We start from the raw sequence: 15,569 nt of genomic DNA, 5'->3' as shown, positions 1-15,569 counted from the left end.
CAAGCTTGATATGATACGCATCACCCGTAATCTCAGCATTCCCGAATCGGAATTGTTCGAACTGTTTATCCGCGCCTCTGGCCCGGGCGGGCAGAACGTAAACAAGGTAAGCACAGCCGTTCAGTTACGATTCGACGTACAGGCCTCACCGTCGCTTACGGATGCAGTACGGGCACGCCTGCTCAAGCTGGCAGGCAACCGCATCACGCAGGACGGCATTCTGATCATCGAAGCCCAGCGTTACCGCAGTCAGGGGCGCAATCGTGATGACGCCCGCGTCAAGCTGGCAGAGCTGATCCGGGCCGCCGCGGCTGAACCCAAAACGCGGCATGTAACCAAGCCTACCCTGGCTTCGAAACAGCGTCGTCTGGCAAACAAACAGCAGCGAAGCGAAACCAAACAGCAACGCTCGAAGGTCAAGGCAGGCTATCAATAAGGCTTGCGCTACCGTTATTTCATGTAATACAAGAAATTTTCATAAGGCGCTTCTGCCACCTTGAACCACTGTATTTCACTGTCGCGAAATTTTTTCCATTCGATATAGATGGTTCTGAACGCCGGGTTCCTGGCCGCCTCTTCGTCAAAAATCTCGAATGCGGCGCGACGTGCGGCGAGCATCACATCCTTGGGGAACGCGTGGATTTTTACACCCTGCTGCACCAGACGCATCATCGCCGGCGGGTTCTTGGCGTCGTATTGTGCCAGCATCATCATGTTGGCTTCGGCAGCCGCGACTTCGAATGCCTGCCGATAGACTTCGGGCAAGGCATTCCATTTTTGCATGTTGACCATGAATGACAGTTGCGGGCCACCTTCCCACCAGCCGGGATAGTAATAGTGCTTGGCGATTTTGTAGAAACCGAGCTTTTCGTCATCGTACGGCCCTACCCACTCGGCGGCATCCAGCGCACCGCGTTCAAGTGCCGGATAGATATCGCCGCCCGGCAAGGTTTGCGGTACCGCGCCGAGCCTGGCCATGATTTTGCCGCCCAATCCGGGGATACGCATTTTCAGGCCTCTGAGGTCGGCCATCGATTTGATCTCATGGCGGAACCAGCCGCCCATTTGCGTGCCGGTATTGCCACCGGGAAATTGCACGATATTGTACTTTTTGAAGAAATCGCGCATCAGTTGCATGCCGCCGCCGGCGTACATCCACGAATTCTGCTGACGTGCTGTCAGGCCGAATGGCACGGCGCAGTCAAACGCGAAAGTCATGTCCTTGCCTACGTAGTAGTAACTGGCGCTATGGCCACATTCGACAGTGCCGTTCTGTACAGCGTCCAGTACTTGCAAGCCGGGAACCAGTTCGCCGCCAGCGAATACCCGAATCTGGAATTTGCCATTTGTAAGCGCGGCAACACGTTTGGATAAGGTCTCTGCTGCTCCGTATATCGTATCCAGGCTTTTAGGGAAACTTGATGCCAGACGCCAGCTGATCACCGGCGCATCTGCCGCAATGGCCAATGATGGCGCAATCGCCGCCACTCCTGCCAGCCCGGCCCCAGCGGCCCCTTTAATAAAATCTCGTCGTTGCATTTATTATCCCCGTTGCGCAATTAAGGTAAAATTATACGACCAACTGATTACTCGCATACATAAAATGACTGATGCTACAGAAAAACCCGCTATTTCCAACTTTATTCGCAGCATTATCGATGACGATATTGCCAGCAATAAATGGGGTGGGCGTATGGCTACGCGCTTTCCGCCTGAGCCTAACGGTTATCTGCATTACGGTCATGCCAAATCGATCTGTCTGAATTTCGGACTGGCGCACGATTACGGCGGGGTCTGTCATTTGCGTTTCGATGACACCAACCCGGAAAAGGAAGAGCAGGAATATGTCGATTCGATTATCGATGCAGTTCGCTGGCTGGGTTTCGACTGGGGCAGCAATCAGTATTTCGCTTCGGATTATTTCGACAAACTGTATGCATTTGCCGAATTTCTGATCGAGCGCGGCCTGGCTTATGTCGACAGCCAGAGCGCGGAGGAAATGCGCGAACGTCGGGGCACGCACATCATTCCCGGGCAGAATAGCCCTTACCGCGACCGCAGCGCTGCTGAAAATCTGGACCTGTTCCGGCGCATGAAAGCGGGCGAATTCGCCGATGGCACACACGTGCTTCGCGCCAAAATCGACATGGCTTCGCCCAATTTCAATCTGCGCGATCCTGTTATTTACCGCATTCGTCACGCCGAGCATCACCGTACCGGCAACAAGTGGTGCATTTATCCGCTGTACGATTACACGCATTGCATTTCCGATGCGCTGGAACGCATTAGCCATTCGATATGCACGCTGGAATTCGAAGACCATCGCCCGCTGTACGACTGGGTGCTGGATCAGCTGCAGCCGGTAATCGGCTGGCATCCGCAACAGATCGAATTTGCGCGGCTGAATCTGACTTACGTCGTACTCTCCAAACGCAAGCTCATCACTCTGGTCGAGGGCGGTCATGTCGACGGCTGGGACGATCCGCGCTTGCCAACGCTGGTGGGTGCTCGCCGGCGCGGCTTTACCGCAGCGGGATTCCGCCTGTTTACCGATCGTATCGGCGTATCCAAGGCGGATTCGTGGATAGACATGAGCGTGCTCGAAGACTGCATGCGTGAGGACCTGAATCTCGCTGCGGAGCGCCGCATCGCGGTATTGAATCCGCTCAAGCTGATTATCGATAATTATCCGGAAACGCACAGCGAGGATTGCTTTGCACCCAATCATCCGCTCAAACCGGAACTCGGCAAACGCGTCATTCCGCTTTCCCGCGAATTATGGATAGAGCGCGAGGACTATATGGAAACGCCGAGCAAAGGATATTTCCGCTTGTTTCCCGGCAACAAGGTGCGTTTGCGCTATGGTTATGTGATTGAATGCACTGGCGCGGATTACAGCGATCAAGGCGAATTGCTGGCAGTCCATTGCAATTACCTGACCGACACCAAATCCGGCACGCCGGGATCGGACAGCGTGAAAGTCAAAGGCAACATCCACTGGCTGTCTGCCGCGCATGCGCTGGCAACCGAAGTGCGCTTATACGATCGACTGTTTGCGGTACCGCATCCGGGTGCCGATGACCGGGATTATCTGCTGGATATCAATCCTCATGCAAAACAGGTAATTACCGCCTATGTTGAACCTGCTTTGGCAGCTGCTGCGGCCGAAGAGAGCTTCCAGTTTGAGCGTCATGGCTATTTCGTTGCTGACATGGTGGACAGCATGCCCGGAAAACCGATATTCAATCGCACCGTGACCCTGAAAGATTCCTGGGCAAAATAATTGAAGCTGCACAAATAAAAACGGCTATCTGCGCAGATAGCCGTTTTTTTTTTAAACTAAACCGGACGATTACAGCTTGTCAGCGTTTTCAGCCAGATACTTGGCAACACCTTCAGTAGAAGCGCCCATACCGGCATCGCCTTTTTTCCAGCCAGCCGGGCAAACTTCACCGTGCTCTTCGGTGAACTGCAATGCGTCGATAACGCGTAGCATTTCGTCGATGTCACGGCCCAAAGGCAGATCATTCACTACCTGGTGACGCACAATACCGCTACGGTCGATCAGGAAGGAGCCACGCAGGGCTACGCTGCCGTCCAGTTCCACGTCGTAGGCTTTGGCGATTTCATGCTTGATATCGGCGACCATGGTGTACTTGACCTGGCCGATACCGCCCTTGTTGACCGGAGTGTTTTTCCAGGCAAGGTGGGTGAACTGGGAATCGACGGATACGCTCAGCACTTCGACGCCACGCTTGGCAAATTCATTAAGGCGATGATCGAAAGCGATTAATTCGGATGGGCAGACGAACGTGAAATCAAGCGGATAGAAAAATATCACCACATACTTGCCTTTGGTGAATTCGGAAAAGGTGATATCTTTGATTTCATTGTTGCCCATGACCGCTGTTGCGGTAAAGTCGGGGGCGGGTTTGCAAACTAAAACACTCATGTAGCGCTCCTTGAATAAAGTTAGGTTAAAAGATGCATGTCAGCTGTTAGAATCTATCCATTGCAGCTGCCCTTGTCAATTATTAGATGAAAATCATTTAAGAAATCCTGCTTATGTTTATATCATCCGATACTCGTCCTTCTCCTGCTGAAATCTCGGCATGGATAATTGCAGCTGCCGTCCTGATTCTGGTGCTCATCTTCCATTTGCTGCCGGCACTACTGGCGGGCTTGCTGGTTTTTGAACTGGTTCACGTGATTTCCCCATGGTTCGCGCGCCACCTGCCAGGACAGCGCTCAAAAATCATTGCCGTGGGCCTGCTTTCCTTCAGCGTGGTAAGCCTGCTAACCCTGGCGGGCGTGGGCCTGGTCGCCTTTTTTCGTTCCGATGCGGGCAGCCTGACTTTGCTGTTCGATAAAATGGCTGAAATTCTCGAAAGCTCACGCCAGATTTTTCCTGCTTGGTTGCTCACCTCCCTGCCGCCTGATGCCGATGCATTTCGGCTCGCCATTACCACATGGCTGCGCACTCATGCTGCCGAATTACAGCTGGCCGGCAAGGAAGCCGGCCGTCTGGCCGCCCATGTACTAATCGGCATGATTATCGGCGGCATGCTGGCATTGCGCGAAGTCATCCCCATGGACCACTACAAGCCGCTGGCGCGGGCCTTGGTAGAACGGGCGTCACGCATCGGGCTGGCTTTTCGCCGCATCGTCTTTGCCCAGGTGCGCATAGCAACGATCAATGCGATATTTACCGCGATCTATCTGGCGGTTATTTTACCTGTGGCCGGCGTGCATTTGCCGCTGACCAAAACCATGATCGCCATCACCTTTCTGGCCGGCCTGATACCTGTTATCGGCAATCTGATGTCCAATAGCGTTATTGTCATCGTCAGTTTGAGTCAATCACTCAACATTGCGATCGGTTCCCTGGTGTTTTTAATCGTTATCCATAAGCTCGAGTATTTCCTTAACGCCCGCATAGTCGGCAGTCAGATTCATGCCAGAGCCTGGGAATTATTGATAGCGATGCTGCTGATGGAATCGATTTTCGGTCTGACCGGCGTAGTGGCAGCGCCGATCTATTATGCTTATATCAAGGATGAATTGGTTGCCCGCGGGTGGGTGTAAGCGTTTTATCAAACGAATTTGTTATAATCCCGACTTTCATGCACTGATTTTGCCACAGGTCTCATATTGCCTTGAACTCAAATCGCTCTGTATTCCCGCAAATCATGCTCGGGCTGATGTTTGCGCTGACGGCCTTCCTCTGGTTCGCCACTCTGGATCACAACGCACTGGTCCGTCCGGATGAAGGGCGCTATGCTGAAATTCCGCGGGAAATGGTTGCCTCGGGCGATTGGGTCACTCCGCGCTTGAATGATCTGAAGTATTTTGAGAAACCGGCCTTGCAATACTGGGCGACCGCCATTGCCTACAGCCTGTTTGGCGAACACAACTGGACGGCCCGGCTATGGGCTGCATTGACCGGATTTTTAGGCATATTGCTGGTCTATTTCACCGGCTTGCGCTTGTATGGTCAGCGTGCCGGATACATGGCGGCCTTGGTGCTTGCCAGCAGCTTTCTGTATTTCGCCATCGGCCACATCAATATTCTGGACATGGGTGTCAGCTTCTTCATGAGCCTGAGCCTGGCTGCACTGGTACTGGCGCAGCGTCCGGGCGCGAACGAATCTGAAACGCGCTGGTGGATGTATGTATGCTGGGCCGGCATGGGCTTCTCCATGTTGAGCAAGGGCCTGATTGGCATCGCCATTCCCGGAGCGGTGTTAATCCTCTATACGCTGATACAGCGTGACTGGGGATTATGGAAACGCCTGCACATGATCAAGGGATTGCTGATTTTTGCGGTAATCACGGTCCCCTGGTTTGTCATGGTATCGCGCGCCAATCCGGAGTTTCTCTGGTTCTTCTTCATCCATGAACATGTGCTGCGTTACCTGACGCCCATCAGCGGACGCGTGCATCCCTGGTATACCTTCATTCCTGTCGTATTGCTCGGCATCATGCCCTGGCTGGGACCGATGCTGCATGCCCTGTGGCGCGGCTGGGAAAGGCAACCAGCATCGAATCAATTCCAGGCTAATCGCATGCTGATGGTGTGGGTCGCGTTTATCTTCGTATTTTTCTCCATATCGCATTCCAAGCTGGTGCCGTATATTTTGCCGATTTTTCCTGCATTGGCATTGTTGATCGGCGAGCGCCTCAGCAAGATTGCCGGCAAGGCCTTGTCCTGGCAAATCAGCATCATGCTGCCCATCGCAATGGCGGCATGGTGGTTTGCACCACTGGCCAGTAAAGGTGCCAGCGCCGAAGTGCCGGTTGCGCTGTATGACAATTTCATTCCATGGATACAAGCCGCAGCGCTGTGCTGGCTGATTGGCGCCATGATTGCCATGTGGCTGGCACGGCGCGAGCAGATTATCGCCGCTGTGACGGTCATGGCTGTCGCCGGCCTGCTGATGGGGCAATCGGTTTATCTTGGTTACAATGCGCTATCGCCTGCAAGTTCGGCTTACCTCATCGCGCAGCAGATCAAGCCCTACCTGAAGCCGGGCGTACCGTTCTACAGTGTCGCGATGTACGAACAGACCTTGCCGCCCTATCTGCAACGCACGATGACACTGGTGGCGCATCCGGATGAAATGTATTTTGGTATCGAACAGGAACCGAACAAATGGATTCCTGACGTCGCTACCTTCCTTAAACTCTGGCCCCAACAACCGTATGCACTGGCTGTCATGTCACCCGTTTATTATCAGCAATTCGCTGCGCAAGGACTTCCGATGCGTGTCATCGCCCGCGATACTCGGCGTGTTGTGGTGGTGACGCCATGAGCGCGATCAGCTGGATCCTGATTTTATCTGGCGTGATGCTGAATGCCATAGCGCAATTGCTGCTTAAGGCAGGCACCAACAGCATAGGCACGTTCGCTTTCAATGCCAGCAATATCATCCCCATCGGCTTCAAGCTGGCTACCGAGCCGCATATTATCGGCGGGCTGACCTGCTACGTTATCAGCGTGGTGGTATGGATCATGGCGTTATCCCGCGTCGAGGTTAGCGTTGCCTATCCGATGTTGTCGTTCGGCTACGTGGTCAATGCACTGGCAGCCTGGTGGCTGTTTGGCGAGGCCGTGAGCGTAGAACGCATGATAGGCATAGGCGTGATTATTTTTGGCGTATTTTTGATTACGAGAAGCTGATGGAATTTCTTCCTTTTACCCGCCCCACTCTCGACGAAGCAACCATACAGGCAGTCAGCGATGTGCTGCGCTCCGGCTGGCTCACCAGCGGGCCCAAGGTCCAGGCATTTGAAGCGCAATTGTCTGCATTAATGAATGGCCGTGCCGTACGCAGCCTGAATTCCGGTACTGCGGCGCTGGAAATCGCGCTGGATCTGATCGACATCCAGCCTGGCGACGAAGTCATCACCACGCCGTTATCCTGGGTGGCGACCGCCAATGTCATCGTATTGGCGGGCGCAAAACCGGTATTTGTCGATATCGATCCGCATACCCGCAATATCGACCTGAATCTGATCGAAGCTGCCGTCACCTCGCGCACGCGCGCCATCATCGCCGTTGATCTGGCAGGCTTGCCGGTTGACCGCGATGCGCTGTATGCCATTGCCAGCAAACATCAATTGCGTGTAATCGAAGACGCGGCGCAATCGTTCGGCGCCAGTTGGGGCGGTCGCGCGATCGGCAGTTTTGGCGATCTGGTGACATTCAGTTTTCATGCCAACAAAAACCTCACCACCGGAGAAGGCGGCTGCCTGGTATTGCCGGATTCGACTCTGGCGCCATTATGCGAGAAACTTCGTCTACAAGGCGTCGTGCGCTCGGCTGACGGCACGATGGAAGTGGATGTCGCCGGTGGCAAGTTCAATCTCACCGATATTGCTGCAGCGATAGGCCTCGGCCAATTGCCGCATCTGACCGAATTTACCGAACGCCGCCGCGAACTGGCCCGGCATTATTTTGCCGGATTCGACACAGGTCTGGGCTGCGAACTGCCGTTAGCCAATTTCACCGACAGTAACTGGCACATGTTCCAGATAGTGCTGCCGCTGGCGCACATGAATATCAGCCGGGGTGAGTTTATCGCCCGCATGAAGGCCCGTGACATAGCCGTTGGGGTCCACTATCCCCCTATCCATTTATTCAAACTGTACCGCGCCCTGGGTTATGCGGAAGGACAATTTCCCAATGCCGAGCATGTCGGTGCGGGCATCGTCACCCTCCCCTTATTCCCGACGATGACGCACAGTGATGTTGAACGTGTTTGTGCCGCGTGCGCTGAAATACTTACCGAGGTCAAGCTATGAGCAGTCTGCAATTATCCGTCGTCATCCCGGTTTACAATGAAGAACAGGGTCTGCAGGCACTGTTTGACCGGCTTTATCCGGCCCTGGATGCGCTCAGACTCACTTATGAAGTCATTTTTATCAATGACGGCAGTCGTGACGGTTCTGCCGCAAGATTACGCGAACAATTTAATGTGCGTCCCGATGTCACCCGCGTGGTATTGCTGGCCGGGAATTTCGGTCAGCATATGGCGATCATGTCCGGCTTCTCCCATTGCCGCGGTGAGCGCATTGTCACGCTGGATGCGGATTTGCAGAATCCGCCTGAAGAAATCAGAAAATTGCTGGCTAAAATGGATGAGGGTTACGATTATGTCGGCGGCGTACGCCAGCAGCGCCAGGATTCATCATGGCGTCGGCATGCTTCCTGGGCAATGAATAAATTGCGCGAACGCATTACTCATGTGGTGATGACGGATCAGGGTTGCATGTTGCGTGCCTACAGTCGCGAGATTATTTACGCCATCAACCACAGCAAGGAAGTCAACACTTTCATCCCGGCCCTGGCTTACACCTATGCCCGCCATCCTGGCGAAGTCGAGGTTGCTCACGAAGAACGTGCGGCGGGTGAATCCAAATATTCGTTGTATCAGCTCATTCGGTTGAATTTCGATCTGGTGACCGGGTTCTCGCTGGTGCCGCTGCAAATGTTTTCGCTGGTTGGCGTTGGTCTGTCGATACTGTCGGCATTCTTTGTCGCTTATCTGGCTTACCGCCGCATTTTCTACGGGCCTGAGGTCGACGGCGTATTCACCTTGTTCGGCATCATGTTCTTCCTGATGGGCGCGATTCTGTTTGGTATCGGCCTACTCGGCGAATACATCGGGCGCATCTACCAGCAGGTGCGCCAGCGCCCACGTTATCTGATTGAAACCGTATTAGAGCAAGACAAATCATGACCCGGGCAGTCGTCTTTGCCTATCATGACGTCGGAGTACGCTGTTTGTCGGTATTGCTCGATGCCGGTATTGAAATCGCGCTGGTAGTGACACATGAAGATGCACAGGGTGAGCTGATCTGGTTTGACAGCGTTGCCGAACTTGCAGCGCGCTATGACATTCCGGTCATTACCCCAGACGATCCAAATGTGCCAGAGATCGTTGCACAAATCGCAGCGCTCGCTCCCGATTTTATCTTCTCTTTCTATTACAAACTGATGATCAAGGCACCCCTGCTGGCTATTCCAGCGCGAGGCGCCCTGAACATGCACGGCTCTTTGCTGCCCGAGTACCGTGGGCGGGTGCCGGTGAACTGGGCCATCATTCATGGCGAGACTCAAACCGGCGCGACGCTGCATTACATGACCGAAAAGCCCGATGCCGGTGCAATCGTCGAGCAGACAGCCGTGCCGATACTGACTGACGATACGGCAGGCGACGTGTTCCGTAAAGTGACCTGCGCAGCCGAAATCACACTGCATCGCGCACTGCCGTCACTGGTTGCAGGCACGGCGGTAGCCAAACCGCAAGACTTGAGCAAAGGCGGCTATTTCGGCGGTCGCCGTCCGGAGCACGGCAAGATCGACTGGTCGCAATCCGCCAATGCCATTCACAATCTGATCCGTGCTGTAGCGCCACCTTATCCGGGCGCTTATACCACCTTGCTCGACAAGCCGCTACGCGTGTTACGCAGCCGTGTTATCGACCAGGCGTCAAACAACGATGCCAACTCTGTGTTTTTTTGCGATAATCATGGCTGTTATGTCCATTGTAGCGGTGGCGGCACTTTACAGTTGCTTGCACTGGAATGGGATGGAAAAGCAGTCAGCTCCGCCGAGTATCTCGCGACATTCGGTAATAAGGCATTGCAAATAAATTGAATTCAACAACTTAACCAAGAGACTTTCATGAAAAAAATCCTCATTTTGGGTGTTAACGGTTTTATCGGTCACCACTTGTCCAAGCGCATTCTGGAAACCACTGACTGGGAAGTCTACGGCATGGACATGATGCAGGATAAAGTTGCTGAATTTTCCGGCAATCCGCGCTTCCATTTCTTTGAAGGCGACATCACCATCAACAAGGAATGGATTGAATACCACGTCAAGAAATGCGATGTGATCCTGCCGCTGGTAGCAATTGCTACACCTGCAACCTATGTCAACGACCCGTTACGCGTATTTGAACTCGATTTCGAAGCCAATCTGCCTATCGTGCGTCAGTGTGTGAAGTACCGTAAACGCATCCTGTTTCCGTCCACCTCCGAAGTTTACGGCATGTGCCATGACGAGCAGTTCGATCCGGAAAATTCGGAACTGGTACTGGGCCCTATCAACAAGCCGCGCTGGATCTATTCCTGCTCCAAGCAGCTGATGGATCGTGTGATCTGGGCTTATGGCATGAAGGGCGAACTGGATTTCACCTTGTTCCGTCCGTTCAACTGGATCGGCCCTGGTCTTGACAGTATCCATACACCGAAGGAAGGCAGCTCGCGCGTTATCAGCCAGTTCCTCGGACATATCGTGCGCGGTGAAGACATCAAGCTGGTCGATGGCGGCAATCAGAAACGTGCCTTCACCGATATCAACGACGGCATTTCCGCGTTGATGAAGATTATCGAGAACAAGGATGGCGTTGCTTCGGGTCAGATCTACAACATCGGTAATCCAAGTAACAATCATTCCATCCGCGATTTGGCGACCATGATGCTGGCGCTGGCTAAGAAATACCCTGAATATAGCGATACCGCCGCCAAGGTGAATATCGTGGAAACCACTTCTGCAGCGTATTACGGCAAAGGCTATCAGGACGTGCAGAACCGCGTGCCGAAAATCGACAACACCATGCAGGATCTGTCCTGGAAGCCTGAATACACCATGGAGCAGGCATTGCAGCACGTGTTCGATGCGTACCGCGGACAGGTTTCTGCCGCTCGCGCATTAATGGACTAATCTCTCCCACTCATGGTACGGACAACAAGCCTTGTCCGTACCATCCATTCCGCATCACCTTACAAAAATCCAACATGCGCCTACTCGCACTCAAAATCGATGTGGACACTTATCGCGGCACGCGCGAAGGCGTGCCGCAATTAGTGAATATGCTGATACGTCATGGCGCAGGGGCGACATTCCTGTTCAGCCTCGGCCCTGACCATACCGGACGTGCAGTGCGTCGCGCATTGCGTCCCGGTTTCATGAAAAAGGTATCGCGTACCTCGGTGCTGGAACACTACGGACTGAAAACACTGCTTTACGGCACGCTGCTGCCCGGTCCTGATATCGGTCGCAAATGCGCGCCGATACTGCGTGATGTCGCCGCTGCCGGTTTCGAGACTGGCATCCACACTTATGATCATGTCAAATGGCAGGATAACGTTGCCCGGCAAACCCCAGCCTGGACGCAGCGTGAAATGGATAAAGCCTATCGGCGCTATCTGGAGGTGTTCGGCACTATTCCGACTACCCATTGCGCGGCAGGCTGGCAAATGAACGATGCTGCCTACCTGCAAGAGAAGCAATGGGAAATGACCTATGCCTCGGATTCCCGCGGCACGCATCCGTTCATACCGGTGCTTGCCAACGGCGAAACCAGTTGCGCACAGCTGCCTACCACTCTGCCCACGCTGGATGAGATTATCGGTACCGACGGCATCGATACGCACAATGTTGCCGATGCGATTTTGAAAATGACGGCCGACGAGCGGCCTTACGGGCATGTCTACACCCTGCACGCCGAGCTTGAAGGCCAGAAGCTCGCGCCCATTTTTGAGCAACTGCTCAGCGGCTGGAAACAGCAGGGCTATCGATTGGTCAGCCTCGCCGATTATTATGCCGCGCTGGACAGCAGCAGGCTCCCTGAAGAACGTGTGATACAAGGCGAGATTCCGGGACGCTCAGGCAAGCTCGCGTTGCAATCCAGCTAATTCATGCGCGCTCAAATTCCGTTTGTTTTCGTCTTTACGCTGGCGCTGGCCTATCTGCTGCCCGGCCTGATCGGGCATGAGCCGTGGAAGCAGGACGAAACCTACATTTTCGGCATGGTTTATCACATGCTGCAAAGCGGTGACTGGATAGTGCCGCAAGTCGCCGGCGAACCGTTCCTGGAAAAACCGCCGCTGTATTACTGGGTTGCGGCCATTTCCGCCCAACTCAACAGCGGCTGGCTACCGTTGCATGACGGTGCCCGGCTTGCAACCGGATTGTTTAGCGCATTGACCCTGCTGTTTACCGGGCTTACTGCCAGACTGTGGTGGGGTAACGGCAATGGCCGTTATGCCGTCATCGCGCTCATTGCCAGTTTTGGCTTGCTGTTCGAGAGCCATATCATGATTACCGATGTGCCGATGCTGACCGGTTTTGCCATTGCCAGCTACGGCTTCGCCTTAAGCCTGCGTCGTCCGTTGCTGGCAGGCTGGTGGCTGGGCATCGGTGCCGGCATCGGCTTTCTTTCCAAAGGCCTGCTGGTGCCGGGCGCCTTGGGGGTTACGGCTGTCCTGCTTCCCCTGCTGTTCGTCAATTGGCGCCGTCGAGAGTTTATGCTGACGCTGCTCATTGCCGGCGTGGTCGCCCTGCCCTGGCTGCTGATCTGGCCGATCGCGCTTTATCTACGCTCGCCGGAGCTGTTTTACGTATGGTTCTGGCTGAATAATGTAGGGCGTTTTCTCGGTTTTTCGGTGCCGCAACTGGGTGCAGACAACTCGCCCTGGTTCTGGCCCAGGACCCTGCCGTGGTTCGCCTTTCCGGTGCTGCCGCTGGCCATCATCAGCCTGTGGCAGCAACGTCACCAGTTACGCCAGAGCGCGCCGTTGCAATATGGGTTGATCGCCTTTGCAGTGTATTTTCTGGTCATGCAGGTATCGGCATCCGCGCGTACGGCGTACGGCTTGCCGATGCTGATCAGTCTGACCATACTTGCCGTACCGGCAATCAATGTCCTGCCTGAATGCCTGAACCGCTATACCGATTATTTTGCCCGCCTGCTGTTCACGCCGCTGGCCATCATCAGCTGGTATGTGTGGGGAATGATGATATTCACCGGTAGACCACCGGCCTGGCATCTGCTCGCACGCGGTCTGCCGATGGACTTCGTCATGCCGCTGCAGCCTGTGGCGGTCACTATCGCTGTAATGGCTACCTGCGCCTATCTGGCTGCATGGCGCTGGCTGCCGCGGCTCAGTAGCCGGGCCGTGGTCAGTCTGGCCAGCGGCATTACCTTGTTCTGGATACTGTTTGCCACGCTCTGGCTGCCGTGGGTCGATAACGCCAAAAGTTACCGTAGCGTATACATGGCAATGCAGCCGCATCTACCCGCCAGATACCGCTGCATAGCCAGCCAGGGGCTGGGCGAATCCACCCGCCCCATGCTGGAATATTATCTGGGCATACTCACCCGGCGCCGCGAGCTGCATCCCGATGCGGATTGCGACGTGCTGCTTATCGATGGTTGGACCAAGCAGCCGCCGCATGATCTTGCCGGCAATTGGCAGCTGGCATGGGACGGTGCACGTCCCGGCGATGATGAAGAACGGTTCTGGTTATACGTGCAGCGTTGAATCGAAGCGCCGCAACTGATGGTTATGTTTGCGCGATAGCAGCAATAACGCCGCAATGCTGCCGACCAGCGCAAACAGCATATCTTTCTGCGTATCCCAGACATCACCCTGCGTGGCAAGAAACGCCACCGCATCGCTACCGCTCGACGCCGCTACCAGCCACTCGATGATTTCATAGCTCGCGCTGATCGCCATGCACACGCACACCACCAGAAAAAACAGCATCTTGCCCGGACGCAAAGCCGTGGTGCGCAGCAGGATTTCACGGGCGATAATGGCGGGCACGAAGCCCTGCGCCAGATGACCGACTCTATCGTAATGATTCCGGGACAATTCAAATGTATCGCGTAGCCAGTCAAACCAAGGCACTTCGGCGTAGGTGTAATGTCCGCCTATCATCAGAATAATGGCGTGAATCGCAATCAGCGTATAGCTTAACGGCGTGAGCGGGAAACGGTTGCGGGTAATCAGCAATAGCGGCAGTACAATCAGGACCGGCATGACCTCCAGCAGCCAGGTGAAGGTGTCACGCGGCTGTATGCCCGACCATGCCAGAACCAGCAATACCATCCCCAACAAACTCACGCGCAAATCAATCATGACTTTTCAATGAAGTACCGGATGATGGGAATCGGATTCAGCGGTTCTGTTTATCCCGCATCAAGCATACCGTGACTTCTTCCCGGTCATGGTATAGCTGCTTGATTTCAATTGTGTAAGCGATATCTTCGCGTTCCAGGCGCGCTTCGATGATGGCTTCACAGCGGCGCACTTCATCGAGACGTTTCTTCATGGGTAATTTGAGATTGAAAATCGCATGACGAGCATGGCCGCGGGCGATCCATTCGGCGACGAGCTGGGCGATACGCGACGGGCTTTCCACCATGTCGCATACCAGCCAGTTCACCGGATGATGTGGACGATAACTGAAACCATCACTGCGCACATGCTCGATCATTTCAGTAGCCATCGCAGTTGCGGCCATCGGGCCGTTATCGACCGCTGTCACCCGTATGCCGCGTTGTGCCAGCACCCATGACCAGCCGCCCGGCGCCGCACCCAGATCGACCGCGCGCATGCCTGGCTTCAGTTCGTTGGCGCGATCTTCCGGTACCATCACCATCAAGGCTTCCGCCAGCTTGCCCGCCGAACGGCTCGGCGCATCCTTGCCGACGCGCACGCGCGGGATTCCCATAAACCAAGGTGAGGAGTTTTCCGCTTCCATCACGCCGACGAACGCTGCATCGTCGGCGACAAAACACACATGCAGACGCGGCGCCGGGCTGCCCGGTACCAACTGGCGTTTTTTCTCCAGCGCAGCAGTGAGCGGCTTGGTAAAGCGGCGGCAGAATCCCAGCCGGGTCTTGGCCGCATCGGTATCCGGCGTTTCCACCCAAACGTCGCTATAGCGCGGCGCCAGTTCGGCAACCAGCTCGCGAACTGCGCTCAGGCGGTCGCCTTCCGGCAGATTCTCCAGTAATGGCGCAACGCGTATCCACTGACGTGCGAAAATCTGTTTGTAGAACGGCAGATGCGTGGTCAGCAGTTCGATTTCATCGGAAGATTGAGCCTGAAACAGCACCCATGCGCTGCCTTCCGCAGCTTTTACGTAACCGTGCACACCCAGTTCAGCCGCATTCGCCATGATTTCAGCCGCGCACTCCTTTTCAAACCCTGCGCGACAATATAACAACAACGCATTCATCTGGCTCATGACAACTACCTATTTCCGG

The 15,569-nt window shown here is 54.7% G+C and carries 15 protein-coding genes; 11 read left to right on the top strand and 4 right to left on the bottom strand.

Features of this window, described 5'->3' with window-relative positions; genetic code table 11:
- Window positions 1-10 precede the first annotated feature (10 nt).
- Window positions 11-436, top strand: coding sequence for an alternative ribosome rescue aminoacyl-tRNA hydrolase ArfB (gene arfB, locus CAP31_RS07055; RefSeq protein WP_087446891.1), 426 nt, complete (start codon window positions 11-13; stop codon window positions 434-436).
- A gap of 14 nt (window positions 437-450) precedes the next feature.
- Here the strand turns inward: arfB and CAP31_RS07050 are convergent, their stop codons facing one another.
- Entirely contained in the window at window positions 451-1,539 is a 1,089-nt protein-coding gene (locus tag CAP31_RS07050) for a TRAP transporter substrate-binding protein (protein ID WP_087446890.1), read from the bottom strand.
- A 64-nt stretch (window positions 1,540-1,603) separates the two neighbouring features.
- Here CAP31_RS07050 and CAP31_RS07045 point away from each other — a divergent pair, with 64 nt between their 5' ends.
- Complete coding sequence (locus tag CAP31_RS07045) at window positions 1,604-3,283, top strand: glutamine--tRNA ligase/YqeY domain fusion protein (protein WP_087446889.1); 1,680 nt, start codon at window positions 1,604-1,606, stop codon at window positions 3,281-3,283.
- Window positions 3,284-3,352: 69 nt separating this feature from the next.
- Here the strand turns inward: CAP31_RS07045 and CAP31_RS07040 are convergent, their stop codons facing one another.
- Window positions 3,353-3,952: a peroxiredoxin gene (locus CAP31_RS07040; RefSeq protein WP_087446888.1), complete on the bottom strand. Its 600-nt coding sequence runs from the start codon at window positions 3,950-3,952 to the stop codon at window positions 3,353-3,355.
- Window positions 3,953-4,065: 113 nt separating this feature from the next.
- Between CAP31_RS07040 and CAP31_RS07035 the strand changes: the two genes are divergently transcribed.
- The 9 genes from CAP31_RS07035 to CAP31_RS06995 all read left to right on the top strand — a co-directional run bounded on the left by CAP31_RS07035 (window position 4,066) and on the right by CAP31_RS06995 (window position 13,836).
- Window positions 4,066-5,085, top strand: coding sequence for an AI-2E family transporter (locus CAP31_RS07035; RefSeq protein WP_087446887.1), 1,020 nt, complete (start codon window positions 4,066-4,068; stop codon window positions 5,083-5,085).
- Window positions 5,086-5,156: 71 nt separating this feature from the next.
- Window positions 5,157-6,812: a glycosyltransferase family 39 protein gene (locus CAP31_RS07030; protein WP_223247407.1), complete on the top strand. Its 1,656-nt coding sequence runs from the start codon at window positions 5,157-5,159 to the stop codon at window positions 6,810-6,812.
- Window positions 6,809-7,180 (top strand): SMR family transporter, encoded by a 372-nt coding sequence (locus tag CAP31_RS07025; protein WP_087446885.1) that lies wholly within the window; start codon window positions 6,809-6,811, stop codon window positions 7,178-7,180. Before CAP31_RS07030 ends, CAP31_RS07025 begins: the two co-directional genes overlap by 4 nt.
- Complete coding sequence (locus CAP31_RS07020; protein WP_087446884.1) at window positions 7,180-8,304, top strand: DegT/DnrJ/EryC1/StrS aminotransferase family protein; 1,125 nt, start codon at window positions 7,180-7,182, stop codon at window positions 8,302-8,304. Before CAP31_RS07025 ends, CAP31_RS07020 begins: the two co-directional genes overlap by 1 nt.
- Window positions 8,301-9,242, top strand: coding sequence for a glycosyltransferase (locus tag CAP31_RS07015; RefSeq protein WP_087446883.1), 942 nt, complete (start codon window positions 8,301-8,303; stop codon window positions 9,240-9,242). Before CAP31_RS07020 ends, CAP31_RS07015 begins: the two co-directional genes overlap by 4 nt.
- On the top strand, window positions 9,239-10,162 hold the full coding sequence (locus CAP31_RS07010; RefSeq protein WP_087446882.1) for a formyltransferase: 924 nt from the start codon (window positions 9,239-9,241) through the stop codon (window positions 10,160-10,162). Before CAP31_RS07015 ends, CAP31_RS07010 begins: the two co-directional genes overlap by 4 nt.
- A gap of 27 nt (window positions 10,163-10,189) precedes the next feature.
- On the top strand, window positions 10,190-11,233 hold the full coding sequence (locus CAP31_RS07005; protein WP_087446881.1) for a bifunctional UDP-4-keto-pentose/UDP-xylose synthase: 1,044 nt from the start codon (window positions 10,190-10,192) through the stop codon (window positions 11,231-11,233).
- 74 nt (window positions 11,234-11,307) lie between these two features.
- Entirely contained in the window at window positions 11,308-12,207 is a 900-nt protein-coding gene (locus CAP31_RS07000) for a polysaccharide deacetylase family protein (RefSeq protein WP_087446880.1), read from the top strand.
- 3 nt (window positions 12,208-12,210) lie between these two features.
- On the top strand, window positions 12,211-13,836 hold the full coding sequence (locus CAP31_RS06995; protein ID WP_087446879.1) for a glycosyltransferase family 39 protein: 1,626 nt from the start codon (window positions 12,211-12,213) through the stop codon (window positions 13,834-13,836).
- Here CAP31_RS06995 and CAP31_RS06990 read toward each other — a convergent pair.
- Together CAP31_RS06990 and rlmM are read right to left on the bottom strand one after the other, a co-directional pair.
- On the bottom strand, window positions 13,819-14,436 hold the full coding sequence (locus CAP31_RS06990) for a DUF2238 domain-containing protein (RefSeq protein WP_087446878.1): 618 nt from the start codon (window positions 14,434-14,436) through the stop codon (window positions 13,819-13,821). The two genes, CAP31_RS06995 and CAP31_RS06990, sit on opposite strands and share 18 nt — an antisense overlap.
- Before the next feature lie 37 nt (window positions 14,437-14,473).
- A complete protein-coding gene (gene rlmM / locus CAP31_RS06985) occupies window positions 14,474-15,550 on the bottom strand; it encodes a 23S rRNA (cytidine(2498)-2'-O)-methyltransferase RlmM (RefSeq protein ID WP_223247406.1) in 1,077 nt (358 codons plus the stop codon).
- Between the last annotated feature and the right edge of the window lie 19 nt (window positions 15,551-15,569).

The sequence above is a fragment of the Sulfuriferula sp. AH1 genome (assembly GCF_002162035.1).
GTDB lineage: Bacteria > Pseudomonadota > Gammaproteobacteria > Burkholderiales > Sulfuriferulaceae > Sulfuriferula.
This window is presented reverse-complemented; position numbering and strand designations above follow the sequence as displayed.

Excerpts from the sequence above, each read along its gene's own strand:
- arfB (WP_087446891.1), top strand. The coding sequence starts at position 11 with ATGATACGCATCACCCGTAATCTCAGCATTCCCGAATCGGAATTGTTC.
- CAP31_RS07050 (WP_087446890.1), bottom strand. The coding sequence starts at position 1,539 with ATGCAACGACGAGATTTTATTAAAGGGGCCGCTGGGGCCGGGCTGGCA.
- CAP31_RS07045 (WP_087446889.1), top strand. The coding sequence starts at position 1,604 with ATGACTGATGCTACAGAAAAACCCGCTATTTCCAACTTTATTCGCAGC.
- CAP31_RS07040 (WP_087446888.1), bottom strand. The coding sequence starts at position 3,952 with ATGAGTGTTTTAGTTTGCAAACCCGCCCCCGACTTTACCGCAACAGCG.
- CAP31_RS07035 (WP_087446887.1), top strand. The coding sequence starts at position 4,066 with ATGTTTATATCATCCGATACTCGTCCTTCTCCTGCTGAAATCTCGGCA.
- CAP31_RS07025 (WP_087446885.1), top strand. The coding sequence starts at position 6,809 with ATGAGCGCGATCAGCTGGATCCTGATTTTATCTGGCGTGATGCTGAAT.
- CAP31_RS07020 (WP_087446884.1), top strand. The coding sequence starts at position 7,180 with ATGGAATTTCTTCCTTTTACCCGCCCCACTCTCGACGAAGCAACCATA.
- CAP31_RS07015 (WP_087446883.1), top strand. The coding sequence starts at position 8,301 with ATGAGCAGTCTGCAATTATCCGTCGTCATCCCGGTTTACAATGAAGAA.
- CAP31_RS07010 (WP_087446882.1), top strand. The coding sequence starts at position 9,239 with ATGACCCGGGCAGTCGTCTTTGCCTATCATGACGTCGGAGTACGCTGT.
- CAP31_RS07005 (WP_087446881.1), top strand. The coding sequence starts at position 10,190 with ATGAAAAAAATCCTCATTTTGGGTGTTAACGGTTTTATCGGTCACCAC.
- CAP31_RS07000 (WP_087446880.1), top strand. The coding sequence starts at position 11,308 with ATGCGCCTACTCGCACTCAAAATCGATGTGGACACTTATCGCGGCACG.
- CAP31_RS06995 (WP_087446879.1), top strand. The coding sequence starts at position 12,211 with ATGCGCGCTCAAATTCCGTTTGTTTTCGTCTTTACGCTGGCGCTGGCC.
- CAP31_RS06990 (WP_087446878.1), bottom strand. The coding sequence starts at position 14,436 with ATGATTGATTTGCGCGTGAGTTTGTTGGGGATGGTATTGCTGGTTCTG.
- rlmM (WP_223247406.1), bottom strand. The coding sequence starts at position 15,550 with ATGAGCCAGATGAATGCGTTGTTGTTATATTGTCGCGCAGGGTTTGAA.